Annotated in this window: 25 protein-coding genes; 14 read left to right on the forward strand and 11 right to left on the reverse strand. The window is 72.6% G+C overall.

The genetic code is table 11. The features are described 5' to 3' along the window. The first annotated feature begins 176 nt into the window (after positions 1-176). A complete protein-coding gene (locus GA0070609_RS04820; protein ID WP_088992671.1) occupies positions 177-1,154 on the forward strand; it encodes a carbohydrate kinase family protein in 978 nt (325 codons plus the stop codon). Positions 1,155-1,229: 75 nt separating this feature from the next. Here the strand turns inward: GA0070609_RS04820 and GA0070609_RS04825 are convergent, their stop codons facing one another. Together GA0070609_RS04825 and GA0070609_RS04830 are read right to left on the reverse strand one after the other, a co-directional pair. Further along, complete coding sequence (locus GA0070609_RS04825; protein WP_088992672.1) at positions 1,230-1,463, reverse strand: sulfurtransferase TusA family protein; 234 nt, start codon at positions 1,461-1,463, stop codon at positions 1,230-1,232. After that, the gene (locus tag GA0070609_RS04830; RefSeq protein WP_088992673.1) at positions 1,460-2,611 is read right to left on the reverse strand and encodes a cysteine desulfurase family protein; all 1,152 of its coding nucleotides are present in this window, start codon (positions 2,609-2,611) and stop codon (positions 1,460-1,462) included. Before GA0070609_RS04830 ends, GA0070609_RS04825 begins: the two co-directional genes overlap by 4 nt. Positions 2,612-2,806: 195 nt before the next feature. Here GA0070609_RS04830 and ctaC point away from each other — a divergent pair, with 195 nt between their 5' ends. Both ctaC and GA0070609_RS04840 read left to right on the forward strand, forming a co-directional pair. Next, complete coding sequence (gene ctaC, locus GA0070609_RS04835) at positions 2,807-3,778, forward strand: aa3-type cytochrome oxidase subunit II (RefSeq protein WP_088992674.1); 972 nt, start codon at positions 2,807-2,809, stop codon at positions 3,776-3,778. Positions 3,779-3,788: 10 nt separating this feature from the next. Beyond that, on the forward strand, positions 3,789-4,214 hold the full coding sequence (locus GA0070609_RS04840; RefSeq protein ID WP_088992675.1) for a cytochrome c oxidase subunit 4: 426 nt from the start codon (positions 3,789-3,791) through the stop codon (positions 4,212-4,214). Positions 4,215-4,301: 87 nt separating this feature from the next. Here GA0070609_RS04840 and GA0070609_RS04845 read toward each other — a convergent pair whose 3' ends face one another. The 4 genes from GA0070609_RS04845 to GA0070609_RS04860 all read right to left on the reverse strand — a co-directional run bounded on the left by GA0070609_RS04845 (position 4,302) and on the right by GA0070609_RS04860 (position 7,362). Continuing rightward, positions 4,302-4,502: a hypothetical protein gene (locus GA0070609_RS04845; RefSeq protein ID WP_088992676.1), complete on the reverse strand. Its 201-nt coding sequence runs from the start codon at positions 4,500-4,502 to the stop codon at positions 4,302-4,304. Positions 4,503-4,776: 274 nt separating this feature from the next. Next, on the reverse strand, positions 4,777-5,823 hold the full coding sequence (gene trpD, locus GA0070609_RS04850; protein WP_088992677.1) for an anthranilate phosphoribosyltransferase: 1,047 nt from the start codon (positions 5,821-5,823) through the stop codon (positions 4,777-4,779). A 92-nt stretch (positions 5,824-5,915) separates the two neighbouring features. Beyond that, positions 5,916-6,311, reverse strand: a complete 396-nt coding sequence (locus tag GA0070609_RS04855) for a helix-turn-helix domain-containing protein (RefSeq protein ID WP_088992678.1) — start codon at positions 6,309-6,311, stop codon at positions 5,916-5,918. A 106-nt stretch (positions 6,312-6,417) separates the two neighbouring features. Then, positions 6,418-7,362 carry a cytochrome c oxidase assembly protein gene (locus GA0070609_RS04860; protein WP_088992679.1) on the reverse strand — a complete coding sequence of 315 codons (945 nt, stop codon included), beginning with the start codon at positions 7,360-7,362 and terminating at the stop codon, positions 6,418-6,420. Positions 7,363-7,470: 108 nt separating this feature from the next. Here GA0070609_RS04860 and ctaE point away from each other — a divergent pair, with 108 nt between their 5' ends. The 5 genes from ctaE (at position 7,471) to GA0070609_RS04885 (ending at position 12,616) form a co-directional block, all read left to right on the forward strand. Beyond that, entirely contained in the window at positions 7,471-8,070 is a 600-nt protein-coding gene (ctaE, locus tag GA0070609_RS04865) for an aa3-type cytochrome oxidase subunit III (RefSeq protein ID WP_088992680.1), read from the forward strand. Positions 8,071-8,142: 72 nt separating this feature from the next. After that, positions 8,143-8,979, forward strand: coding sequence for a cytochrome bc1 complex diheme cytochrome c subunit (gene qcrC, locus GA0070609_RS04870; protein ID WP_088992681.1), 837 nt, complete (start codon positions 8,143-8,145; stop codon positions 8,977-8,979). 67 nt (positions 8,980-9,046) lie between these two features. Then, positions 9,047-10,135 (forward strand): cytochrome bc1 complex Rieske iron-sulfur subunit, encoded by a 1,089-nt coding sequence (gene qcrA, locus GA0070609_RS04875; RefSeq protein WP_088992682.1) that lies wholly within the window; start codon positions 9,047-9,049, stop codon positions 10,133-10,135. After that, a complete protein-coding gene (gene qcrB, locus GA0070609_RS04880; protein WP_088992683.1) occupies positions 10,132-11,760 on the forward strand; it encodes a cytochrome bc1 complex cytochrome b subunit in 1,629 nt (542 codons plus the stop codon). The genes qcrA and qcrB overlap by 4 nt, the downstream gene beginning before the upstream one ends. 199 nt (positions 11,761-11,959) lie before the next feature. Beyond that, positions 11,960-12,616, forward strand: coding sequence for a DUF4142 domain-containing protein (locus tag GA0070609_RS04885; protein ID WP_088992684.1), 657 nt, complete (start codon positions 11,960-11,962; stop codon positions 12,614-12,616). Between the two features lie 132 nt (positions 12,617-12,748). On the opposite strand, the gene GA0070609_RS04890 is transcribed toward GA0070609_RS04885, so the two are convergent. The 5 genes from GA0070609_RS04890 to GA0070609_RS04910 form a co-directional block, all read right to left on the reverse strand. Then, entirely contained in the window at positions 12,749-13,036 is a 288-nt protein-coding gene (locus GA0070609_RS04890) for an Lrp/AsnC family transcriptional regulator (protein WP_088992685.1), read from the reverse strand. Between the two features lie 112 nt (positions 13,037-13,148). Then, complete coding sequence (locus GA0070609_RS04895; protein WP_088992686.1) at positions 13,149-14,012, reverse strand: nucleotidyltransferase family protein; 864 nt, start codon at positions 14,010-14,012, stop codon at positions 13,149-13,151. 232 nt (positions 14,013-14,244) lie between these two features. Beyond that, positions 14,245-14,787, reverse strand: coding sequence for an NUDIX hydrolase (locus GA0070609_RS04900; protein WP_088992687.1), 543 nt, complete (start codon positions 14,785-14,787; stop codon positions 14,245-14,247). 53 nt (positions 14,788-14,840) lie between these two features. After that, a complete protein-coding gene (locus GA0070609_RS04905; RefSeq protein WP_088992688.1) occupies positions 14,841-16,625 on the reverse strand; it encodes a RelA/SpoT family protein in 1,785 nt (594 codons plus the stop codon). Positions 16,626-16,755: 130 nt separating this feature from the next. Then, positions 16,756-18,510, reverse strand: a complete 1,755-nt coding sequence (locus GA0070609_RS04910) for a DEDD exonuclease domain-containing protein (RefSeq protein WP_088997503.1) — start codon at positions 18,508-18,510, stop codon at positions 16,756-16,758. 126 nt (positions 18,511-18,636) lie between these two features. Between GA0070609_RS04910 and GA0070609_RS04915 the strand changes: the two genes are divergently transcribed. The 6 genes from GA0070609_RS04915 (at position 18,637) to GA0070609_RS04940 (ending at position 23,848) form a co-directional block, all read left to right on the forward strand. Further along, positions 18,637-20,091 carry an NYN domain-containing protein gene (locus GA0070609_RS04915; protein ID WP_088992689.1) on the forward strand — a complete coding sequence of 485 codons (1,455 nt, stop codon included), beginning with the start codon at positions 18,637-18,639 and terminating at the stop codon, positions 20,089-20,091. 143 nt (positions 20,092-20,234) lie between these two features. After that, a complete protein-coding gene (locus GA0070609_RS04920; protein WP_088992690.1) occupies positions 20,235-20,444 on the forward strand; it encodes a hypothetical protein in 210 nt (69 codons plus the stop codon). A 130-nt stretch (positions 20,445-20,574) separates the two neighbouring features. Next, on the forward strand, positions 20,575-21,108 hold the full coding sequence (locus tag GA0070609_RS04925; RefSeq protein WP_088992691.1) for a ribbon-helix-helix protein, CopG family: 534 nt from the start codon (positions 20,575-20,577) through the stop codon (positions 21,106-21,108). Positions 21,109-21,184: 76 nt separating this feature from the next. Next, complete coding sequence (locus GA0070609_RS04930; protein WP_088992692.1) at positions 21,185-22,024, forward strand: DUF4097 family beta strand repeat-containing protein; 840 nt, start codon at positions 21,185-21,187, stop codon at positions 22,022-22,024. A gap of 28 nt (positions 22,025-22,052) precedes the next feature. Further along, positions 22,053-23,012, forward strand: coding sequence for an ATP-binding cassette domain-containing protein (locus GA0070609_RS04935; protein ID WP_088992693.1), 960 nt, complete (start codon positions 22,053-22,055; stop codon positions 23,010-23,012). After that, positions 23,009-23,848, forward strand: coding sequence for an ABC transporter permease (locus GA0070609_RS04940; RefSeq protein ID WP_088992694.1), 840 nt, complete (start codon positions 23,009-23,011; stop codon positions 23,846-23,848). Before GA0070609_RS04935 ends, GA0070609_RS04940 begins: the two co-directional genes overlap by 4 nt. The last annotated feature ends 44 nt before the right edge of the window (positions 23,849-23,892 follow it).

Raw genomic sequence — 23,892 nt, forward strand, 5'->3', positions numbered from 1 at the left:
TGCGGGCAGGGGGCGTTCAACCGTGCGGCCGCCGCCCGGCCGCCCGCTGACGCCGGTACGCCTGGTGGGTCACGGTGGCGTCACCTGGCCGTAGGCGATGTGCAACCGTGCGGTCGCCCGGCCTTGCGGCGGCCGGTAGGCTGACCCGCGCCCTGCTCCCGACCCTGAGGGTTGACATGAAGATCGCGGTGACCGGCTCGATCGCCACCGACCACCTGATGAGCTTTCCCGGCCGCTTCGCCGACCAGCTCATCGCCGACCAGCTGCACAAGGTGTCCCTCTCCTTCCTGGTGGACGACCTGGTGCTGCGCCGGGGCGGGGTGGCCGCCAACATCGCCTTCGGCATGGGTCAGCTCGGCCTGCGTCCGGTGCTGCTGGGCGCGGTCGGGGCGGACTTCGCCGACTACCGCTCGTGGCTCGAGCGGCACAACGTCGACTGCGACTCGGTGCACATCAGCGAGGTGGCGCACACCGCCCGCTTCGTCTGCACCACCGACACCGACATGTGCCAGATCGCGTCCTTCTACGCCGGGGCGATGAGCGAGGCGCGCAACATCGAGCTGGCTCCGGTCGCCGACCGCCTCGGCGGGCTCGACCTGGTCCTGGTCGGCGCCAACGACCCGGAGGCGATGCTGCGGCACTCGGCCGAGTGCCGGGAGCGCGGCTTCCCGTTCGCCGCCGACCCGTCCCAGCAGCTGGCCCGGATGCCGGGTGAGGACGTCATCGCGCTGATCGACGGCGCCGACTACCTGATGACCAACGACTACGAGAAGTCGCTGCTGCAGAGCAAGGCCGGCCTGAGTGACGAGCAGCTGCTCGACCGGGTCAAGATCCGGGTCACCACGCTGGGCAAGCACGGCGTGGAGATCGCCGGGCGCGGCATCGACCCGATCCACGTGCCGATCGCCAGGGAGACCCAGGCGGTCGACCCGACCGGCGTCGGCGACGGCTTCCGCGCCGGCTTCTTCACCGCGCTCTCCTGGGGCCTCGGCCTGGAGCGGGCCGCCCAGGTGGGCTCCCTGCTGGCCACCCTGGTGCTGGAGACCGTCGGCACCCAGGAGTACCAGGTCCGCCGCGACCTGTTCGTCAAGCGGCTCGCCGAGTCGTACGGCGACGTCGCCGCCGACGAGGTGCGCCCCCACCTGCTGCCCTGACCGGGCCGCCACCGTCGAGCACGCGGTCGTGGTGGGCGTACGACGCCCGCCCCGGCCGCGTGCCGCGTTCCGGGGTCAGTGCTGGCGGCGCACGTCGTAGGCGGGGCCGTCGTCGCCGGTGACCTTGCCGAGGAACTCGTGACCGCGCATCCGGCACCAGGCCGGGATGTCCACCGCCGCCGCCGGGTCGTCGGCCAGCACCCGGACCACGGTGCCCACCGGCAGCTCGGGCAGCCGGCGGGCGACCGCGATCACCGGCAGCGGGCAGCGCTGCCCGCGACAGTCCAGCACCTCCCGCGGCGCGGTCACAGCCCCACCACCCCCGCCTCGGCCCGCAGATCGGCGACGATCGCGGGCAGTTCGGTGAGGAACCGCTCCACGTCCGCCTCGGTCGTCTCCCGGTGCAGCGAAATCCGGACGTTGCCGTGCGAGAGCACGCCCATCGCCTCCAGCACGTGCGACGGGCGCAGCGTCGACGAGGTGCACGACGAACCGGACGACACGGCGAATCCGCGCCGGTCCAGCGCGTGCAGCAGCGCCTCGCCGTCGACGTACAGGCAGGAGAAGGTGACCAGGTGCGGCAGCCGGTGGTCGGGATCACCCACCACCTCCACGTCCGGCACCTCGGCCGCCACCCGGGCCCGGATCCGGTCGACCAGGGGCGCCAGCCGGGCTGCCTCGGCCGCCGCGTCGGCCGCCGCCGCGCGCAGGCTCGCCGCCGCCGCCACCACCGCCGGCAGGTTCAGCGCGCCCGGCGTACGGCCGGACTCCCGCTCGTCGGCCGGCCAGGGCGACTCCCAGCGGGTGCCCTTGCGCACCACCAGCAGCCCCACCCCGGCCGGGCCGCCCCACTTGTGCGCGCTGGCGGTCAGCACCGACCAGCCGGCCGGCACCGGCGCCCGGCCCACCGCCTGCGCCGCGTCGACGTAGAGCGGCACCCCGGCGTCCGCGCAGGTGGCGGCCGCCTCGGCGACCGGCTGGAGGGTGCCCACCTCGTGGCTGGCGGCGATCAGTGCGGCCAGCGCCACACCGGGGGCCCGGACCGCCGTGTCCCAGGCGGCGACGTCCAGCCGGCCGAGCCGGTCCACCGGCACCCCGAGGGCGGTGCCGCCGGCGGCGGTGTGCCGCTCGGCCGCGTGCAGCACGGCGGAGTGCTCGATCTCCGAGTGCACCAGGATCGGGCCGATCCGGCGTCGCCCGGCCAGGCCGCCGAGGACGGCCGCGTGCGCGGCGCTCGTACCGCTGCCGGTGAAGGAGAGCTCGTCGGGGCGTACGCCCAGGGTCTCGGCGGTCGCGGCGCGCGCTGCGTCGAGGAGCTGGCGGGCCCGGCGGGCCTGCGTGTAGAGCTTGCCGGGGTCGGCCCAGCCGTCGTCGAGCGCGGCCAGCAGCGCCTGCCGGGCGACCGGGTGCAGCGGGGCGGCGGTCGCCGCGTCCAGATAGACCGGGGATGCGCTCACGGCTGTCCACGCTATCGCGCCGGTACGCCCAAGATCCCCCCGATGGGGGCGGACAGCGACCCCAACACGGTCCAGCCCGTCATGGTCGAGTAATCTGCGACCGTCGGTGACGCCTTTGCCGCCGGTGCTGTCGCTCCGCCCGATGGGGCGGCAGAAGAGAACAGACACCGCGGCGCGCTAGGGAGGCAGGACCAGGTGGTCGCAAGGAGTTCGGAGGTACGGCCCACGGCCGTACGGCACAGCGCTTCCCCAGGAGCCGGTGGGCGCCGGCGGCGTGGTGCTGGTCGGGTCGCCGGGCTCGGTCTCGGCGGGGCGGCGCTGCTGGTCCTGCTCACGGGCTGCGACGTCGGCGCGGCGTTCGACGGCTTCGGCTGGCCGCAGGGTGGCATCTCCGCGGAGTCCCGCCGGATGTACGACCTGTGGATCGCCTCGTGCATCGCGGCGCTCGCGGTCGGCGTCTTCGTGTGGGGCCTGATCTTCTGGTGCGTCGTCCGCTACCGCAAGCGGGGCAACGAACTGCCGGTGCAGACCCGCTACAACATGCCGATGGAGTTCCTCTACACCATCGCGCCGATCCTGATCGTCTCCGTGCTCTTCTACTACACGGCGATCGTGCAGACCGACGTGGTCAAGACGACCAAGAACCCCGATGTCACCGTCGAGGTGGTCGCCTTCAAGTGGAACTGGCAGTTCAACTACCGCGACGGTCAGGGCCCGGAGGCCAACACGGTCGCCTCGACGCTGGGCACCAGCGAGGTCATCCCGATCCTGGTGCTGCCGAGCAACCGGTCCATCCGGTTCGAGGAGACCAGCCGGGACGTCATCCACTCGTTCTGGGTGCCGGAGATGCTGTTCAAGCGGGACGTCATGCCGGGCAAGATCCGCAACGTGTTCGAGGTCTCCAGCCTGGAGACCGAGGGCGCCTACGTGGGGCGCTGCGCCGAGCTCTGCGGCAGCTACCACGCGTTCATGAACTTCGAGCTGCGGGTCGTGTCGCCGGAGAAGTACGAGCAGTTCCTCGCGGCCAAGCAGGACGGCAAGTCGACCCAGGAGGCGCTGACGGCCATCGGCGAGGAGCCGTACGCCCAGACCACCCGGCCGTTCGAGACGCGGCGCACGGAAGCCAACTTCAACCCGGACAACGCTCCGGTTGGCGCGGGAAGCTGAGGGAGCGGGCATGAAGACCGAGTGGCGTATCTTCCTGGTCATCGCCGGGTTCCTGCTCTTCGCGACCGTCCTGTACGGCGCCTGGACGGCCGGTGAGTCCGGCGGCGTCGAGTGGGTGGGCACCACGGCCCTGCTGCTGTCCTTCCTGCTCTGCGCGATGTGCGGTGGCTTCTTCTGGTTCGTCTCCCGCCGCATCGACCTGCGCCCGGAGGACCGGCCGGACGCCGAGATCGCCGACGGCGCGGGCGAGGTCGGCTTCTTCAGCCCGGGCAGCTACTGGCCGTTCGGCATCGCGCTGTCCGCCTCGATCGCCGGCCTCGGCCTGGTGTTCTGGCAGTTCTGGCTGGTGGGTCTCGGCCTGCTGGCGGTCGTCTTCGCCGCCTGCGGCCTGCTCTTCGAGTACTACACCGGTACCCGGCGCACCGCCGAGCACTGAGCCGGCCTCGCCGGACGAGCCTGCCGAAGCCCGTCTCCCTCCGGGGAGGCGGGCTTCGTGCCGTCCGGCCGTTCGGGGTGGGTGGTGTCAGGCGGCGCGCCGCTGCACCGGCCGCCGCCGGTCGGTCAGGCGGGCGGCGCGGAACGTGAAGGTGGCGACCAGCACGGCGGAGCCGCAGCGGGTGCAGATCAGCTCGGGGCAGTCGGCGCCGTGGCCGTCGACGCACGGCGGCGCCTCGAACGGCTGAACGCCCTCGCAGGTGTCGCAGTGGAGTTCGCGATCCGGCACGGGACGCCTCCTCTCCCTCCGGGCTCCCGGCAGGCGGCTGAACGCGCGTCGGGAGCGGAAAACTACTCGGCTGTAGTTTGGCACGCGGGTCCGACATGTCCGCCGTCACCCGCCGGCCGAGCCGGCTGACCTGGGCAGGCGGCCTTTCCCACGGACCGAGCGTCCGGACGCCGGGGGGCGTTGGTGAGGTGCGGTAGGTCGCGGTGTCCCGGGGCTTGGCGACCGTGATATGCCGCAATCTCGGCCGCGGCCAGGCCAGGCCGGGCGGGGGCGGTCAGAGGGAGCGGGCGGTGGCGATCCAGCGGTCGAGGACGGCGGCGGCCGCGCCGGAGTCGATGGACTCGGCCGCCCGCGTCATCCCGGCGCGCAGCGCCTCGATCAGGTCGCCGTCGAGCGGCCCCTGGGTGGCCAGGGCGGCCGCCGAGTTGACCAGCACGGCGTCCCGGACCGGGCCGGGCTCGCCGGCGAGCAGGCGCCGGGCCACCTCGGCGTTGTAGGCGGCGTCCCCGCCCCGCAGGTCGGCGAGGGTGGACCGGGGTACCCCGAGGTCGACCGCGTCCAGCACGGCCTCTCGCACGGTGCCGCCCTGGGCCACCCAGACGCGGGTCGGCGCGGCGGTGGTGAACTCGTCCAGGCCGTCCTCGCCGCGCATCACCAGCACCGAGTCACCCCGGGCGGCGAAGACGCCGGCCATCACCGGGGCCATCCGCAGGTCGAAGCAGCCCACCGCGCCGCCCCGGGGCCGGGCCGGGTTGGTCAGCGGGCCGAGGAAGTTGAAGGCGGTGGGTACGCCCAGCTCACGCCGGACGGGACCGGCGTGCCGCATGCCGGGGTGGAACCGGGCGGCGAAGCAGAACCCGATGCCGGCCTCGGTGACGCACCGGGCCACGCCCTCCGGGCCGAGGTCGAGCGGGACGCCGAGGAACTCCAGCAGATCGGCGGTGCCGCAGGACGAGGAGGCGGCCCGGTTGCCGTGCTTGACCACCCGTACGCCCGCGCCGGCCACCACCAGCGCGGTCATCGTGGAGATGTTGACCGTGTGGGCGAGGTCACCGCCGGTGCCCACCACGTCGAGTGCGCTGGCCCGCAGCTCGTCGGGCAGCTCGACCTGGACCGCCCGGCCGAGCATCGCCTCGACCAGCCCGGCCAGCTCGGCCGAGGTCTCGCCCTTCGCTCGCAGGCCGACCGCGAAACCGGCGATCTGGGCCGCGGAGGCGGCGCCGGACATGATCTCGCCCATCGCCCAGGCGGTGTCGGCGGTGGACAGCTCCTCGCCGCGCAGCAGCGCGTTGAGCAGGTGCGGCCAGGTCCGATCGCCCATGGTGGGCCTCCCGAGCGAAGCGAGCGGGTGCGGGTGGACGCGCCAACCGGCGCCGGTCGGCCCGACGCGGTGGCGGGGCCGGTGCGGGGACGTCAGGCGGGGGCGTGCGTCCGCAGCAGCTCGGCCACCGTGGTGCCGGTGGTCACCGGGTCGAGCGGGTGCACCAGGGTGGCGTCGACCTCGGCGTACGCGGCGAGCCATCGGTCGGCGGCACGGGCGATGACCACGCAGGTCGGGGGAGAGTCCTCGCGGTCGTCCTTGATCTGCCGGGCGATGCCGAGGCCGCCGCCCGGACTGGCCTCGCCGTCGAGCAGCAGCAGGTCGATCTCGTAGTCGTCGACCAGCCGGACGCACTCGGCGTAGTCGCTGGCCTCGACGAACTCGACCTGAAGGCCGGGCGCGGGTCGGGTGCCCACGGCGAGCCGCATCCGGTCACGGACCTGCGGGTCGTCGCTGTAGAGCAGGATGGTGCACGAACGATCGCTCATGGTTCGACTGGCTCCCACCTCGTAGCTGCCCGCTGATCGTACCGGTCGGTGTGAGGTGCGCGACGTCCTGCCCGGGGGTGCCCGGGGTGCTTACCGTCGGCGCGGCTCAGGCGGCGGACTCCGCGGCGCGCTGGCGGGCCTCCTGGCGGTCCAGCTCGCGGTCGATCCGGCGGGATTCCCGCTCGGCCTGCTTCATCCACTGCACGACCAGCACGGCGAGCATGGTCACACTGACGAACTCGCCACCGGCCCACAGGATGCCGCCGGCGAGCACCTGGTCGTCCCACGGGTCGGCCCAGCTGAGCCCGAGCGACGGGTACCAGTCGCCGCCGAAGAGCGTGCTGCTCTGCATGATGGTGAGCCCGAGCACGGTGTGGAACGGCACCGAGAGCAGCATCAGCAAGGCCCGCGCCGGGTACGGCCAGCGGCCGGGCAGCGGGTCGAGGCCGAGCAGCGGCCAGAAGAACACGCAGCCGGTCATGATGAAGTGCGCGTGCACCAGCTCGTGCGCCCAGACGTGCTCCAGGGTGAACCGGTAGAGGTCGGTGAAGTAGAGCGCGAACGGGTTCACCACGAAGATGGCGAACGCCACCAGCGGGAAGCTGTAGATCCGCGCGATCCGGCTGTGCACGATCGCCAGCAGCCGCTTGCGCGGCCGCTGCGGCAGGGTGCGCAGGGCCAGCGTCATCGGGGCGCCCAGGGCGAGGAAGATCGGCGAGATCATCGACAGCACCATGTGCTGCACCATGTGCACCGACAGCAGCGCGGTGTCGTACGCGTGCAGGCCGCTGACCGTGACCAACGCGATACCGCCCAGGCCGGGGCCGAGGAAGAAGACCGTCCGGGAGACCGGCCACCGGTCGCCGCGCATCCGCAGCCGGTGCACCCCGTAGAGGTAGACGCCGGCGGCCAGCACCAGGCCGACGGCGAGCCAGCTGTCCAGCCGGGTCTCGGTGAACACCGAGGTGACGGTGAACGGCGGCGGGGTCGGCTCACCTCCCGGCAGGGCGGCGACCGAGGTGGCGGCGGAGATCCGATCGACGTGCAGCACGCTTTTCAGCCTAGGTCAGGCGAAGCGGACGACCCCGATCGGGCCACGGACGCCACCGGTTTGGCACCCCGCTGATCGCCGGCCCCGGTCAAGGGCAATAATGACCGCGTGACTGCGGCCCCAGCCATTGACAAGAGCCGGATCCACTCCCTGACCCGACCCAACATGGTCAGCGTCGGGACGATCGTGTGGCTCTCCAGCGAACTCATGTTCTTCGCGGCGCTGTTCGCGATGTACTTCTCCATCCGCGCGGCGGCGCCGGAGCAGTGGGCGGAGCACACCGAGCACCTCAACATCCCGTACGCGACCACCTTCACGGTGATCCTGGTGTTGTCCTCGGTGACCTGCCAGCTCGGTGTGTTCGCCGCCGAGAAGGGTGACGTCCACGCCCTGCGGCGCTGGTTCACGATCACCTTCGTGATGGGCCTGATCTTCGTGCTCGGTCAGCTCAACGAGTACCGCGAGCTGGTGCACGAGGGCATCAAGATCAACGAAGACGGTTACGGGTCGATGTTCTACCTGACCACCGGCTTCCACGGTCTGCACGTGACCGGTGGTCTGGTCGCCTTCATCATCTTCATGATCCGCACCACCATGGGCCGGTTCACCCCGGCGCAGGCCACGTCCGCGATCGTCGTGTCGTACTACTGGCACTTCGTCGACGTGGTGTGGATCGGGCTCTACGCCATGATCTACTGGCTTCAGTGATCTTGGCGCGTCACGAACCGCGCCGCTGCTCCGTCCCCTGAGACAAGGTCCAACCGGTTAAGGACACAGGTCATGACTTCTGACAACGACCGCCGACGCGGTCTGCTCGCGCGACTGCGCGGGCGGCCCGTAGCGCGCAGCAGGGGCCGCCGCCGGCTGGGTGCCGCGGTCCGGCTGTTCGCCGCGCTGATGTTGGCCGGCGGCGCCTACACCGTCTTCGCCCCCGGCGTGCAGGCGCAGGACAACCCGCCGCTGACCGGCGCCGCCGCGGAGGGCAAGGCGCTGTTCGACGTGAGCTGTGTGACCTGCCACGGTCGCAACGCGCAGGGTGTCGAGGGGCGCGGGCCGAGCCTGATCGGCGTCGGCGCGGCCTCGGTCGAGTTCCAGGTCGGCACCGGCCGCATGCCGATGGCCCGGCAGGAGGCCCAGGCGCAGCGCAAGCCGGAGCTCTTCACCGACGAGCAGACCCGCCAGCTGGCCCAGTACATCCAGGAGCTCGGCGGCGGCCCGGTCGTGCCCGAGGGCGCGAACCTGCACTCCGACGCCAACATCGCCGCCGGTGGCGAGCTGTTCCGGATCAACTGCTCGCAGTGCCACGCCTTCGGCGGTGGCGGCGGCGCCCTCTCCTCCGGCAAGTACGCGCCGAGCCTGCGCCCGGCCACCGACCGGCAGATCTACGCCGCCATGCTGAGCGGCCCGCAGAACATGCCGGTGTTCGGGGACAACCAGATCACCCCGGAGCAGAAGGCGGACATCATCGCCTACATCCAGGAGACGCTGAAGCACGACCAGGACCCGGGTGGCTTCAACCTCGGCCGGTACGGCCCCTCGACCGAGGGCCTGGCGATCTTCCTGGTGGGCATCGTCGCGCTGGTCTTCACGAGCCTGTGGATTGCGGGCAAGTCGTGACCGGGCGGATCGTTCGTTTCAGTGCTGTGGTGCCGCGGCTCGGCACCGCGCGTAGCGAGGTGACGGCATGAGCACGCACACCGAGCACCAGGCCCAGCAGGGCCGGGAACCGCTCGACGTGAACACCCCCGGGCTGACCCGTTTCGACATCGTCCGCGAGGGCGCGCGGCGGGACGACATCGAGATCGTCCACTACGAGCCGCAGGTCGTCCCGGGCAGCAAGGCCGAGCGCCGGCTGACCCGTACCGTCGCGGCGATGTTCCTGCTGACCGGTCTGGCCGCGACCGCGTTCCTGATCATCTACATCTGGTGGCCCTGGGAGTACGCGCCGGGCCGCGGCGGCGACAAGTGGTACACCCCGCTGCTCGGCGTCACCCTGGGCGTGGCCCTGCTCGGCATCGGCTTCGGCATCCTGACCTGGGGCAAGAAGCTGCTGCCCAAGGAGGTCTCGATCCAGGACCGGCACGAGGGCGCGGTCTCCGCGGACGACCGCACCATCACCGGCCAGACCATGCTCTACATGGCCGACGAGCTGGGCGTGAAGCGCCGGCCGCTGCTCGGCATCTCGCTGCTGGCCGGCCTCGCGCCGGTCGGCGCGGTCGTCGCGGCGCCGCTGGTCGGCGGTCTGATCTCCGACCCGCACAAGAACAACCAGATGTTCACCACCGGGTTCGCGCCGGCCGAGGGTGGCCAGAAAATCCGGCTGGTCCGCGAGGACGGCCGGCCGGTCCGCCCGGCGGACATCAGCTCCGGTGGCCAGCTCACCGTGTTCCCCGGCATCGACCACGGCGTGAGCAACCGGCACGCCGACTCGCCGACCCTGCTGATCCACCTGCGCGACTCGGACGCGCAGGAGTCGCGCCGGGCCAACGAGCGCGAGGGCCACGGCGACTACATGTGGGGCAACTACGCCGCGTTCTCCAAGATCTGCACGCACGCCGGTTGCCCGGCGAGCCTGTACGAGCAGCAGACCAACCGTCTGCTCTGCCCGTGCCACCAGTCGCAGTTCCTGATCACCGACAACGCCCGGCCCATCTTCGGTCCGGCCAGCCGGCGGCTGCCGCAGTTGCCGATCGAGGTGGACGCCGAGGGCTACTTCGTGGCGAAGTCCGACTACACCGAAACCGTCGGGCCCGACTTCTGGGAGCGGCCGTGAAGCGGCGAAAGTTTGACATGGCGGCGGTGCCGGGCAAGACCGCCGCGGGACTGGACGACCGGTTCCAGGCGGCCACCCCGCTGCGCCGGCTGCTGAACAAGGTCTTCCCGGACCACTGGTCCTTCCTGCTCGGCGAGATCGCGCTCTTCTCGTTCATCGTCCTGCTGCTCACCGGGGTCTTCCTGACCTTCTTCTTCGAGCCGGCGATGACCGAGGTGGTCTACAACGGCAGCTACGCCCCGCTGCGGGGCACGCCGATGTCGGCCGCGTACGCCTCCAGCCTGGACATCTCGTTCGACGTCCGGGGCGGCCTGATCATGCGGCAGATGCACCACTGGTCGGCGCTGCTGTTCATGGCGGCGATCGTGGTGCACATGCTCCGGGTCTTCTTCACCGGCGCGTTCCGCAAGCCGCGTGAGACGAACTGGATCATCGGCTCGCTGCTCTTCTGGGTCGGCTTCCTGGCCGGCTTCACCGGCTACTCGCTGCCGGACGACGGCCTCTCCGGCACCGGTCTGCGGATCGCCTCGGCGATCATGCTCTCCATCCCGGTGATCGGCTCCTGGGTCACCTCGTCGATCTTCGGCGGGGAGTTCCCCGGCACGATCATCATCAGCCGGTTCTTCATCGCCCATGTGCTGCTCATCCCGGGTCTGCTGGTCGCGCTGATCAGCGTCCACCTGGGTCTGGTGTTCAAGCAGAAGCACACCCAGTGGCCCGGCCCGGGCCGGACCAACGGCAACGTGGTCGGCGAGCGGATGTTCCCGCGCTACGCGCTCAAGCAGGGCGGCTTCTTCATGGTCGTCTTCGGCGTGATCGCGCTGATGGGTGGCCTGTTCCAGATCAACCCGATCTGGCTGTTCGGCCCGTACGAGGCGTGGGTGGTCTCGGCGGCCAGCCAGCCCGACTGGTACGTGATGTTCCTCGACGGCTCGACCCGACTGATGCCGGCGTGGGAGATCAACATCCCGATCGGTGACGGGTACGTGATCCCGCCGCTGTTCTGGCCGACGGTCGTGCTACCGGGCATCCTGGTGGGCCTCTCCACGCTCTACCCGTTCCTGGAGGCGCGGCACCTCAAGGACTACCGGAGCCACAACCTGCTCCAGCGGCCCCGGGACGTGCCGGCCCGCACCGCGGTGGGCGCCATGGCGGTGTCCTTCTACGTCGTGCTCACCCTCTCCGGTGCCAACGACGTGATCGCTGACAAGTTCCAGATCAGCCTGAACGCGATGACCTGGGCGGGCCGGATCGGTCTGCTGGTGCTGCCGCCGCTGGCCTACTACGTCACCTACCGGCTCTGCCTCGGTCTGCAGCAGCACGACCGCGAGGTGCTCGCCCACGGTGTCGAGACCGGCATCATCCGGCGGCTGCCGGACGGCCGGTTCGTCGAGGTGCACCAGCCGCTCAGCGCGGCGGACGGCCACGACGGTCACGGCGAGCTGGAGTACGCCGGCTGGGTGGTGCCGAAGAAGATGAACCGGCTCGGCGCACTCGGCCCGGCCATCCGGGGCTTCTTCTACCCGATCGAGAAGCCGGCCGAGGCGCCGGTCTCACCGGGGCACCCGCCGGTCGAGGCCCGACCGGAGCGGGAGGAGATCGGCAGCGGCGAGCGCCGCAGTTGATCGCCTGAGACACCCCGACGTGGCGCCCCCGGAGGTCCTCCGGTGGGCGCCACGTCCGTTTCCGACCCTCCTGCCGGGGGAGCGGTCCGACCGTGACCCCCTGAGCGGCTACGACGGCGCCGGTCCCAGCGGGCGGATCGCAGGAATAACCCCGGTCAGTCGGGTATCCGTGCGGTCCAACGTCTCAAGGGGGGGAAGCATGTTGGGTATCAAACGCCTCGGCCTGCTGGCCGTGCTGGTGCTGGTGGGGCTGGCACCGGCCGCGGCGGCACAGGCGGCGGCGCAGCCGTCGGAGCAGGACCGCCAGTATCTGCAGGCGATCCACCGGGTCAACCTGTTCGAGATCACCACGGGGGACCTGGCCCAACAGAAGGCGCAGAACCAGGCGGTCAAGGACCTGGGCGCGATGTTCAAGACGGACCACACCCAGCTGGACCAGACCGTGCAGCAGACCGCGTCCCAGCTGAACGTGGAACTGCCGGACGATGTCGGCGAGGAGCAGGAAGCCGTCATCGAACAGCTGAACGACGCCAGCGGCGAGGAGTTCGACCGGCTCTGGGTGACCAAGCAGCTGGCCGGACACGTCCAGGCCATCCAGGCCACCCAGACGGAGATCTCGCAGGGTTCCGAGCAGGCGGTGGTCCAGCTGGCGCAGAACGCGCTGCCGACGCTGCAGGCGCACTACGACGCGCTGGTGCAGCTGGCTCAGCAGCTCGGTGTCCCGGTTCCGCAGGCGACCGTGACCGGTACGCCGGGCCCGGGCGCCCCGCCGGCGCCGGGTGGCACCGAAACCCCGGCTCCGGGCGGCACGCCCGAGTCGCCGGGCACGGAGACGCCGAGTCCGGACCAGAGCTGACCGCTCACGACAGTGGCCGGCCCACCCACGGGGTGGGCCGGCCGTCGTGTGTGGCCGCCCGGCCCGCGGCCGGCGGGGTCAGCCGGCGTTGGCCAGGCCGACCGCTGGCTGCCCGACCCGCGGCGGGCGGGGTCAGTCGGCGTTGGCCAGGCCGATCGCGAACGCCTCCTCCAGGTCGTGCTGGGAGTACGCCCGGAAGGCGATGTGCGACTCGGTGTTCAGCACGCCCGGCACCTTGGAGATGCGCCCGGCGATGACCTGCTCGATCTGGTCGAACTCGCGTACCCGGACCATGGCGATCAGGTCGACGTGGCCGGCCACCGAGTAGACCTCGCTGACGCCGGGCAGGTCGGCCAGGGCCTCGGCCACCTCGGGGATCGAGTCGGTGGCGCAGTCGATCAGCACGATCGCGGTGATCACGGGACATTTCTCCGTTCGTCGACGTCGTCGCTCATGCTAGTGCGGTGGCTCGTGATCGGATGACGGTCCGCAGGTCTGCCGCCGATGATCCGACCTGCTCCCGATCAGACGATCACGGGCCCGGTGCTGCGGGGACGGTGAGGTGGGTGTCGGCGCGGATGGCGTTGCGGAGGTGTTCGTCGGCGGCGACCCGGGCGCCCGGCCAGACCACGACCCGGTCGACGTCGCCGAGCACGGTCGCGTCGGCGCCGATCACCGACCGGCGGCACCGGCCGGTCACCGTGGCCGTCGGGTCGACCAGGCTGCTGGTCCCGGCGGCGTGCAGGTTGGCCGCGAGGTAGTCCGCCGGGGTGCCGGTGTCGAAGAAGGTGCCGGCGTACGGCACGACGGTGAGTGCCCCGGCCGCCTCCGCCGGCCGCCAGACCGCCCGGACGAGGTCGCCGAACTCGGCCGGCAGGTCCCGCACCAGCCGCCACGGCAGCAGCGAGAACCCGGTGAACGCGTGGCCGTCGAACGTCCCGGGCGCCGCCGGGTCCGCGGCGGGCTGACCGAGCAGGCGTACGCTCTCGCCGTCCCAGCCGTGCAGCAGCGCGGCGATGTCCGGCCCCGGGGCGGCGGCCGGGTCGTGCAGGTAGGCGTCGGCGTTGCCGACCAGCACCCCGCGCCCGGCGATCCAGTCCCGCAGGTTGCCCACGCCGCCGGCGGTGCCCAGCGGATCGCCCGGCTCGACCGAGTGGTGCGCCCGGTCGCCCACGTGCGCGACCACCTGCTCGCCGAGGTAGCAGGCGTTGACCGCGACCCGGTCCGGGCCGGTCAGGCCGAGCCCGGCCAGCCGGGCCAGCGCGCGGTCGAGCAGCGCGACGTTGCCCACCGGGCAGAGCGCCTTGGGCAGCCGTTCGGTCAGCGGCCGCAGCCGGGTGCCCTCGCCGGCGGCGAGCACCACCGCGCAGACCTCGGGCCCGGCCGGCTCGCTCACGCCGGCGCCCCGCGCCGTTCCGCGCCGCCCCAGGCCGCTGCGGTGGCACGCCCGGTGGTCCGTCCGCGCACGCCGGCGCCGCGACCCGCGCCGCCGTGCGGCTCCGTCGCGCCGCGCCTGGCGCCGCCGTGCGGTTCGGTCGCGCTATGCCTGGCGCAGTCGTGCGGTTCGGTCGCGCTATGCCTGGCGCGGTCGTGCGGTGCGGTCGCGTCGGGGCCGGTGGTTCGGCGAATCACGGTGTGGTGTCCGGGACCGGCGGCGGGAACTGCCCGGCCAGCGGGCCGATGCCGTAGTAGGCGAGCAGGCGCGCCGTCGGCCAGGTCAGCCGGGGCAGGTCGTCCAGCGGGTGCCAGGCCGCCTCGAAGACCTCCGCGCCGTCCACTGTCAGTTCGGTGGTCGACGCCGGCACCTCGGCGGTGAACACCACGTCCACCCAGCCCTTGGCGTGCACCACCGCGTTCGGCACGGCCGGTGTGAGCTGGCGGGGCGAGAGCCGGATGCCGGACTCCTCGAACAGTTCCCGGGCCGCGCCGACCACCGGCGCCTCGCCGCGCTGGAGCAGCCCGGCCGGGAGCGTCCAGCCGTTGCCGGGTGGCTGGCGCAGCAGCAGCAGCCGGCCCGCCCCCTCGGCCTCGGCGTCGTGGACCAGGGTCACCGCGCCGACGATGTACTTCGGCACGGCCAGCCGGACCAGGCGGCGGCGCAGCGGTAGCGGCAGCCGGTAGAAGACCTGGTAGGCGACGGCCCGTCCGGTGGCGCGCGAGCGGGGGATCATGAGTCCAGGCTAGTGGGGGCGAGGGCGGCTCGCGCTCCCCGGGCCCCGCCCGGTCACTGCCGGTGGTCCACCAGGTCGATGAGCTGGCGTACCACGGCGTCCGGCTCGATCACCCGGTCGAAGACCGCGACCAGCATGGTCTCCAGGTCGGGGTAGCCGAGTTCCTCGGAGAGTCGCAGCAGCGGCAGGTCGCTGGCCAGGCCCCGGTTGTGCTGGCGCAGGGCGAGCCCGATGGTGGCCCGGCCGAGGCGGACCTTGTCGCTGATCGTGATGCCCGGCTCGGTGTGCTCGGCGAACCACCGGTTGATCTGCATCTGCGCGTGCGGCGACTTCACGAACCCGAGCCACTCCCGGCGCGGCCCGCGCGGCGCGGCGTCGCCACCCTCCGCGTCGGTCTCGGTGAAGATCTCCACCACGTCGCCCTCGGCGAGTTGCGAGGAGAGCGGGGCCAGCCGGCCGTTGATCCGAGCCGCCAGGCAGTGGTCGCCGCGTTCGCTGCCCAGCTCGTAGGCCAGGTCGACCGGGGTGGCGCCGGCCGGCAGCACGACCTGCCGCCCCTCGGCGACCACCTGGATCTGCGTCTCGGCCAGGTCGCAGCGCAGCGACTGGAGGAACTGCGCCGGGTCGGCGGCGTCCTGTTCCCAGTTCAGCACCCGGCGCAGCCAGTCGAGCTGTTCGGCCCTGGCCGCCGCCGCGCCGCCACCGGACCGGGGGAAGCGGAAGTCGGCGGCGATGCCGTACTCGGCCTTGCGGTGCATCTCCTCGGTGCGGATCAGCACCTCCACCGTGCGGTTCTCCGGGCCGCAGACGCTGGTGTGCAGCGAGCGGTAGAGGTTGTTCTTCGGCGAGGCGATGAAGTCCTTGAACCGGCCCGGCACGGGCCGCCAGACGCCGTGGATGGCGCCCAGCGCCGCGTAACAGTCGGTGGCCGGGCCGTCCACCACCACCGCGATCCGAGGCAGGTCGTACGGGCTGTCGTGGCCGCCGGCCACGGTGTCCTTCCAGATCGAGTAGAGGTGCCGGGGGCGCGGGGTCACCTCCGCGTCGACCCGGTTGCGGCGCAGCGCCGCGCGGGCCCGGGCGACCACCTGTTCGAGGTAGGTGTCCCAGCCGGGACGCTCCCGAACGTGCCGGGAGATGCGGTCGTGCTCCTCGGGCTTGAGGTGCAGCAGCACCACGTCGTCCAGCTCGCGTTTCAAGGTCTGGATGCCGAGCCGGTCGCAGAGCGGGACGAGCACCTCCTGGGTGGCCCGGGCGATCCGCTCCCGGGAGGCGGCCGAGCGTACGCCGAGGGTGCGCATGTTGTGCAGCCGGTCGGCCAGTTTGATGATCAGCACCCGGACGTCCTTGCCGGCCGCGATGATCATCTTGCGGATCGTCTCGGCCTCGGCGGCCTTGCCGTAGAACGCCTTGTCGAACTTGGTCACCCCGTCGACGAGGTGGGCCACCTCCCGGCCGAAGTCCTCGGCGAGCGCCTGGAGGGTGTAGCGGGTGTCCTCCACGGTGTCGTGCAGCAGGGCCGCGACCAGGGTGATGGTGTCCATGCCGAGCTCTGCGCAGATCTGCGCGACGGCGAGCGGATGGGTGATGTAGGGCTCGCCGCTCTTGCGGAACTGCCCCCGGTGCATGTTCTCGGCGATGGTGTAGGCCCGGCGCAGCACCGCGGGGTCGGTGCCGGCGTGGATGGCGCGGTGGGCACGGACCAGGCTTGCGACCGGGTCGGACTCGGTGGTGGGCCAGGTCAGCAGCGACCGCAGCCGCCGGGCCAGGGGCAGCTCGCCCGGCTGGGTTGGAAGCGCGCCCCCCAGGGCGGCGCCGTGTCCGGCGTCGACGTCCACGAGGGACACCTCCTCACCCCGGCTCCACGGTCGCCGGGGCTCCGGCAACCGGGAGCAGGCCCACGAAACGGGCAGGACTGCACTTCTCTAACAGCCTAAGTGAGTCGACGTAGTCCGATCGGACACTTGCTCATGAGCGTTCGGTCGAGAGTTGGTGGGATGCGGCGCTCTCGGCCTTGGTCAGCAGGTCGCGGAAGCGCGCCGCGCCGGCCACCGGAGACGCCCATCCGGAGGACATCTCGACCAGCCGGGTCTCCGGACGCTCCAACCAGGACAGGATCCGCTCGGTCTCCTCGGCCGAGGCGTTCGGGATCGGGCCGTGCCCGGGCGGCACCGTCTCGGCGGTGGCCCGGATCGCGACCAGCGTCGGTCGTGGATGGACGCCGGGCGGGGACACCCCGGCACCGGCCAGCCGCCCGTGCCGGACCAGCGCCAGCTCCCAGCCGCCCCGGGCGGCCGGCCGGGCGGCGGCCAGCTCGGCGATCCGGCTCAGCGCGACCAGCCGCTGCATGCGCACGGTCGCCCGCAGCACCGCGGCGAGCCGGGCGCGCACCACGGCGGCCTCCTCGTAGCGCTGGGCGCCGGCGAGCACCTCGATGCGGGCCAGCAGCGCGTCCACCACCGGCTGCGGGTCGCTGGCGGTAGCGGTGCGAAACGGCGCCACCGCGCGGGCGTCGTACTCCTCGGGGGTGATCCGGTGCTCGCAGGGCGCCGGGCAGCGACCCAGCTCGGCGAGCGCGCAGGCCGGTGTGACCGTGCGCAGCGACAGCCGGTGGGTGCACTGGCGCAGCGGCACCGCGTCGTGGAAACCGGCGGCGGCCAGCTCGGCGGACCGGCGGGAGTTGAACGGGCCGAGGTAGGCGTCGTCGGTGGGGGAGATGCCGCGCACCACGGACAGCCGGGGGTACGGCCCCTCGGTCAGCTTGAGCCAGACCGCGCGCTCCGGGAACTTCGACCGCCGGTTGTACGGCGGCGCGTGCGCGCCGATCAGCCGCAGCTCACGTACCTCGGCCTCCAGCGAGTGGGCGCACTCGACCGCCTCCACCCGTTCGGCTGCGGCGAGCATCTCGGAGATCCGGGCCCGCTTCTCGGCGGCGGTGAAGTAGCTGCGGACCCGGGTGGCGATGTCGCCGGAGGTGCCGACGTAGAGCGGCCGGTCGTCGGCGGCCCGGAAGATGTAGACGCCGGGTGCCTTGGGCAGCCCCTCGGCGAGGTGTCGCTTGCGCCGCTGGGTCGGGGTGACCGCCCGGGCGAACTCGATGGCGTCGCCGATGGTCTCGACCCGGTGCCCGCCGAGCCGGGCAATCAGGCCGTGCAGCACGTCGACGGTGGCCTTGGCGTCGTCGAGCGCCCGGTGCGTCGGCTGGGTGGCGGTGCGGAAGTAGGCGGCCAGGGTGCCGAGCTTGCGGTTGGGCACCTCGTCGCGGGTGAGCACCCGCCGGGCGAGCGCGGCGGTGTCCAGCACCCGCGGGTTGGGCCAGCGGTAGCCGTGCCGGGCGCAGGCGGCCTTGAGGAACCCGACGTCGTAGGGGGCGTTGTGGGCGACCAGCACCGCGTCGGAGATGAACTCCAGGAAGCTCGGCAGCACCTGCTCGATCGGCGGGGCCGGCAGCAGCATCGCCTGGGTGATGCCGGTCAGCACGGTGATGAACGGCGGGATCGGCACGCCCGGGTTGACCAGGGTGGCCAGCACGCCCAGCTGCTCGCCGCCGCGCACCTTGACCGCGCCGATCTCGGTGATCCCGCCGCCGTCCGGCGCGCCGCCGGTGGTCTCCAGGTCGACCACCACGAACGTCGTCGCGTACAGCGGCAACCCCGGATCGACGGTGCCGGTGGCCGGGTCGAGCCCGGCCAGCGCCTCCTGGACGTACTCCTGCTGTGCCATCGGCGGCACGGTAGCGTCCCGGTCCGACACTCCCGTCCCGGCAGCCCCACTGGTCACCTGGGGTTAGGATGAGAGATCGGCTCACTCACCGGGCGGTGGGCCCGGTCGCGGTGGGAGACTTGCCACATGCCCCTCACCGAGCCGTACGACGACAACCTCCACCAGGAGGAGCCTGTCGTCGCTGCGTACGCCGCCGGTGAGGCGCCCGAACCGGGTGACCCGGCCGAGCCCGACACACCGTCGCCGGAGCCCGACACGTCGTCGCCCGAGCCCGAGCCCGAGCCGACCCTGCCCGAGCCGGTCCGGCAGCGGATCGTCGCGCTCACCGCCGCGGTGCTGCCCGGCCTGCCCGGCGACGAGGTACCGGTGCCGCTGCGCCGGGTGGCCAAGTTCGCGCCCAACCGGCGGGCCCGGCTGGGCGCCCCGGTGATCGCCGCGCAGCTCGCCGCCGATCCGCTGTTCCGGCAGCGGGTCACCGCCCGGGTCCTCGCCGACGCCGGCGACCTTGGCGCGGCGGTGGTCGAGGGGACCGCCCCCGCGGCCGCCGATCCGGTCGAGGTGGCCGCGCTGGCCTACCTGGCCCGCCCGCGTGGCTGGCGGGACCTGATCGAGGCCAGCGGCGCCGCGGTCCGCGCCGAGGCGGACAGCGCGGTCGTCGCCGAGCTGGTCCGCGAGGCCGAGCAGCGGGCCACCCGGGCCGAGCACGACCGGGCGGTGGCCCGGGTCGAGGCGGAGAAGCTCCGCGACGAGCTGGCCCGGGTCCGCGAGGAGCTCGGCCAGCTCCGCGAGGAGAACCGGCAGCTGAGCCGGTCGCTGCGGGAGACCCAGGCCCGGGAGCGCAAAGCCGGCGAGATGCTGGCCACCGAGCGCGGCCGGGCGGCCCGGGCGGCGGCCGACGCCGACGCCGAGCTGCGCCGGGCCCGCGCCCGGCTGGCCGAGGCGGAGGCGGCGGCCGGGGTGGCCCGGGCCAGCGCCAAGGAGGCCCGCTCGGTCGACGACGCCCGGCTGTGGCTGCTGCTGGAGACGATCGGCCAGGCGGCCGTCGGGCTGCGCCGGGAGCTGGCCCTGGACCCGGTGGACAAGCTCCCCGCCGACTTCGTCGCCGACTCCTTCGCCGAGCAGCCGGCCGGCCCGGCGGCCGGCGCGGCCGCCCGGGCCCGGGACACCGACGACCCGGCCCGGCTGGACCAGCTGCTCGCCCTGCCCCGGGCGCACCTGGTGGTGGACGGCTACAACGTGACCAAGCGGGGCTTCGGCGAGATGTCGCTGGAGCAGCAGCGCAAGCGGCTGATCAGCGGGCTGGGCGGGATCGCCGCGCAGACCGGCGACGAGGTCACCGTGGTCTTCGACGGGGCGGAACGGGTGCACGGGCTGCCGCCGGCGCCGCGTGGCGTGCGGGTGCTCTTCTCCCGTAAGGGGGAGACCGCCGACGAGCTGATCCGCCGCCTGGTCCGCGCCGAGCCGCCGGGCCGGCCGGTGGTGGTGGTCTCCTCCGACCGCGAGGTGGCCGACGGGGTACGCCGGCACGGCGCGTATCCGCTCGGCGCCGACTCGCTGCTGCGGCGGCTCGCCCGGTCCTGATCGGGGTGCTTGATCGCATTCCGGCCGTCCGCGACCTCGTTGTCCGTTTCTGTCGTACCCCGTGTCTAGTGTCGTGTGACCGACGGTGCTCGGGTGGCGACGGTGACGCCGCGCCCGGTCGCCGCAGCGCACCAGGAGGCGAGATGCTCATCGACTGCGCGGGGTGCGGGATCCGGGGGAGCGGCTGCTCCGACTGCCTGGTCACCGCCCTGCTCGACGATTCGTCACCGGCCGCGGGGCTGGGTGGCGCCGAGGCCCGGGCGGTCGAGGTGTTCGCCCGCGCCGGGTTCGAGGTGGAGGTGCTGGCGGCGCCCCGGTCCCGCCGGCCGGCCCGCCGTCGCCGGGTGGCGTGACCCCGCACCAGGCGTCACATCACGCCTGACCTGCGGTTTCTTCTAACCGTGCGCCAAGTGGAGCCAGAGATGGCATCACTCCTGTGCCATATGCCTTGTGATGGTGCCACTGCTGTGCCATGATGGCACCATGGACCTGACCCCGTATGTGAGCAACCTCGGTCGCGAGTTCGCCACGCTCGCCGAAGCCGGCGGTGAGGAGGCGCGGGCGCTGGTCGAGCGCCTGACCGGGTCGCTCGAATCGGCGATCCGGATGACGCTGCTGGACGCCCTGTCGGCCGCCGCCGACGAGATCACCCGGGATCTGGCTCCGGGTTCGGTGGAGCTGCGCCTGCGGGGGCGCGATCCGAACTTCGTCGTGACGTCGCCACCCGCCGAGCCGCTCGGGTCCGCGCCCGGAGGCGCCGCGGCGACGGTCGGCGGCGCGCCGGAGAGCGAACTGCTGTTCGCCGAGGAGGGCCCCGCCGCCCGGATCAACGTACGCATGCCCGAGCAGCTCAAGGCCGCCGTCGAGGAGGCCGCGGCCAAGGAGGGGCGCTCGGTCAACGCCTGGCTGGTCCGGGCGGCTGCCACCGCTGTGCAGCGCTCGGATCGCGACCTGCGTCCCGAGCCACCCGGCGGTGGGAAGCGGACCCCGCAGCGCTTCACCGGCTGGGTGCGCTGAGCGCACCGCACGCCGCCCGCACACCACGTTCCCCACCTGCGGGAACGACTCACCCACCCAGGACGCGGAGACAACCATGCCCAATTTCGAGACGCCCCAGCCGATCTCCGTCACGCTCGAACTCGGCGTCGCCGACGTGCGGGTCGCCGCGAGCGACCGGACCGACACCGTCGTCGAGGTCCGCCCGAGCGACGAAGCCGACGACTCCGACGTGAAGGCCGCCCAGCAGGTCCGGGTCGACTACACCAACGGCGTGCTCCGGGTGACCGGCCCCAGGCGCGTCTTCGACTTCTCCAAGAAGACCAGGTCGGTCGACGTGACCATCGAGCTGCCCAGCGGTTCCCAGCTCGCCGCTCACCTGCTGATGGGCGACGTCCGCTGTGCCGGCCGGCTCGGCGAGTGCCGGCTCAAGACCACCGGCAACATCTGGCTCGAACGAACCGGCCCGCTGCGCCTGCACACCGGGTTCGGCCACATCACCGCCGACGCCGTCACCGGCAACGCCGAGATCTCCACCGGGTCCGGCCGGATCCAGATCGGCGAGATCGAGGGCACCGCGGAGGTCAAGAACTCCAACGGTGACACCACGGTGGAGGCGGTCACCGGCGACGTCCGGGTGCGCAACGCCAACGGCTCCATCGATATCGCGCGGGCCGGCGCCGGCGTCGACGTGAAGACGTCCAACGGCGGCGTCCGCCTCGGCGAGGTGGTCCGCGGTGCGGTCGTGCTCGAGACCGCCGCGGGCGACCTGGACATCGGCATCGCCGCGGGCACCGCCGCCTGGCTCGAGGTGAACACCGGATTCGGGCGCGTGCACAACCGGCTGGAGAGCGCCGCCGGGCCCGGCCAGGCCGACCAGACCGTCGAGGTTCGCGGCCGCACGTCCTACGGCGATATCACCATCCACCGCTCCTGATCCCCGTCCGGCCCCGAGAAAGGCAACCATGACCAGCACGCCCTCCCGGCCGGCGATCGCCGCGACCGGGCTACGGAAAGCGTTCGGCGACCACGTCGTGCTCGACGGTCTCGACCTGACCGTGCCACGGGGGACGGTCTTCTCGCTGCTCGGCGCGAACGGCGCCGGGAAGACCACCACCGTCAAGATTCTGTCCACCCTGCTCAGTGCCGACGCCGGTGACGTCCAGGTCGCCGGGCACGACCTCGCCCGCGACCCGGACGCGGTGCGGGCCGCGATCGGCGTCACCGGTCAGTTCTCCGCCGTGGACAACCTGCTCACCGGCGAGGAGAACCTGCGGCTGATGGCGGATCTGCACCACCTCGGCCGGGGCGAGGGCCGGCGGCGGGTCGTCCGGCTGCTCGAGCAGTTCGACCTGACCGAGGCGGCCGGAAAGCCGGCGGCGACCTACTCCGGGGGCATGCGGCGGCGGCTCGACCTGGCGATGACCCTGGTCGGCAGCCCGCAGGTGATCTTCCTCGACGAGCCGACCACCGGACTGGACCCGCGCAGCCGCCGGGACATGTGGCAGATCGTCCGGGACCTGGTGGCCGGCGGCGTCACCATCTTCCTGACCACGCAGTACCTGGAGGAGGCCGACGAGCTGGCCGACCGGATCGCGGTCCTCGACCGCGGCCGGGTGGTCGCCGAGGGAACCGCGGAGGAACTGAAGCGGCGCATCCCCGGTGGACACGTGCGGCTGCGGTTCGCCGACCCGCAGGGCCTCGACGCGGCGATGCGGGTGCTGGGCGACGCCTCGCGCGACAACGACGCGCTCGCCCTGCGGGTGCCCAGCGACGGCAGCCTGCGCTCGCTGAAGACCCTGATCGGCCGGCTCGACGACCAGGCCGTCGAGGTCGACGAGCTCTCCGTGCACACCCCCGACCTCGACGACGTCTTCCTCGCCCTCACCGGCGACTCCACCACCGAGAAGGTGACCACCCGATGAGCACCCACACCCTGGCCGGTCCGCCGCCGGCGGACCTCCGTTTCCATCCGCTACGCGACTCGGCCACGATGCTGCGGCGCAACGTCAAGCGCATGCTGCGGTACCCGTCGATGACTTTGATGCTCATCGGAATGCCGGTGGTCTTCCTGCTGCTCTTCGTCTACGTGCTCGGCGGCACGCTGGGCGCCGGGCTCGGCGGGGCGGCACCGGTCGACGCGGCCGGCGGGCGCGCCGCGTACGCCAACTACGTGGCGCCCGCGATCATCCTGATGACCGTGGCGTCCACGGTCCAGGGCACCGCGATCTCGATCGCCATGGACATGACCGAAGGCATCATCACCCGGTTCCGCACCATGCACATCGCCCGGGTCTCGGTGCTGACCGGGCACGTCCTGGGCAGCATGATCCAGGCGATGATCAGCCTGGCGGTCGTGATCGGCGTGGCGCTGCTGGTCGGCTTCCGGCCCACCGCCGGGCTGGTCGGGTGGCTGGCCACCGCCGGTTTCCTGCTGGTGGTGACCTTCGCCCTGGTCTGGTTGTCCGTCGCGCTCGGCCAGGTGAGCAGGAGCGTCGAGACCGCGAGCAACCTGCCCATGCCGCTCGTCCTGCTGCCCTTCCTCGGCAGCGGGTTCGTGCCCACCGACTCCATGCCGGCCGGTCTGCGCTGGTTCGCCGAGTACCAGCCGTTCACACCGATCATCGAAACCCTGCGCGGCCTGCTGATGGACGAGCCCGTCGGGAACAACGGGTGGATCGCCCTCGCCTGGTGCGCCGTCATCGCGCTGGGCGGATACCTCTGGTCGAAGCGGCTGTTCAACCGCGAGTCCTCGAACTGAACGGAGTCGGTGATGTCGCACGATCCGGCAACCGCCCCCCTCGC

The sequence above is a fragment of the Micromonospora echinaurantiaca genome (assembly GCF_900090235.1).
GTDB lineage: Bacteria > Actinomycetota > Actinomycetes > Mycobacteriales > Micromonosporaceae > Micromonospora > Micromonospora echinaurantiaca.

Coding starts and splice junctions, on each gene's coding strand:
- trpD (WP_088992677.1), bottom strand. CDS start 5,823: ATGGGCGATCGGACCTGGCCGCACCTGCTCAACGCGCTGCTGCGCGGC.
- GA0070609_RS04885 (WP_088992684.1), top strand. CDS start 11,960: ATGTTGGGTATCAAACGCCTCGGCCTGCTGGCCGTGCTGGTGCTGGTG.
- GA0070609_RS04935 (WP_088992693.1), top strand. CDS start 22,053: ATGACCAGCACGCCCTCCCGGCCGGCGATCGCCGCGACCGGGCTACGG.
- qcrA (WP_088992682.1), top strand. CDS start 9,047: ATGAGCACGCACACCGAGCACCAGGCCCAGCAGGGCCGGGAACCGCTC.
- GA0070609_RS04820 (WP_088992671.1), top strand. CDS start 177: ATGAAGATCGCGGTGACCGGCTCGATCGCCACCGACCACCTGATGAGC.
- GA0070609_RS04840 (WP_088992675.1), top strand. CDS start 3,789: ATGAAGACCGAGTGGCGTATCTTCCTGGTCATCGCCGGGTTCCTGCTC.
- GA0070609_RS04915 (WP_088992689.1), top strand. CDS start 18,637: ATGCCCCTCACCGAGCCGTACGACGACAACCTCCACCAGGAGGAGCCT.
- GA0070609_RS04920 (WP_088992690.1), top strand. CDS start 20,235: ATGCTCATCGACTGCGCGGGGTGCGGGATCCGGGGGAGCGGCTGCTCC.
- GA0070609_RS04940 (WP_088992694.1), top strand. CDS start 23,009: ATGAGCACCCACACCCTGGCCGGTCCGCCGCCGGCGGACCTCCGTTTC.
- GA0070609_RS04900 (WP_088992687.1), bottom strand. CDS start 14,787: ATGATCCCCCGCTCGCGCGCCACCGGACGGGCCGTCGCCTACCAGGTC.
- GA0070609_RS04930 (WP_088992692.1), top strand. CDS start 21,185: ATGCCCAATTTCGAGACGCCCCAGCCGATCTCCGTCACGCTCGAACTC.
- GA0070609_RS04855 (WP_088992678.1), bottom strand. CDS start 6,311: ATGAGCGATCGTTCGTGCACCATCCTGCTCTACAGCGACGACCCGCAG.
- qcrC (WP_088992681.1), top strand. CDS start 8,143: ATGACTTCTGACAACGACCGCCGACGCGGTCTGCTCGCGCGACTGCGC.
- GA0070609_RS04910 (WP_088997503.1), bottom strand. CDS start 18,510: ATGGCACAGCAGGAGTACGTCCAGGAGGCGCTGGCCGGGCTCGACCCG.
- GA0070609_RS04925 (WP_088992691.1), top strand. CDS start 20,575: ATGGACCTGACCCCGTATGTGAGCAACCTCGGTCGCGAGTTCGCCACG.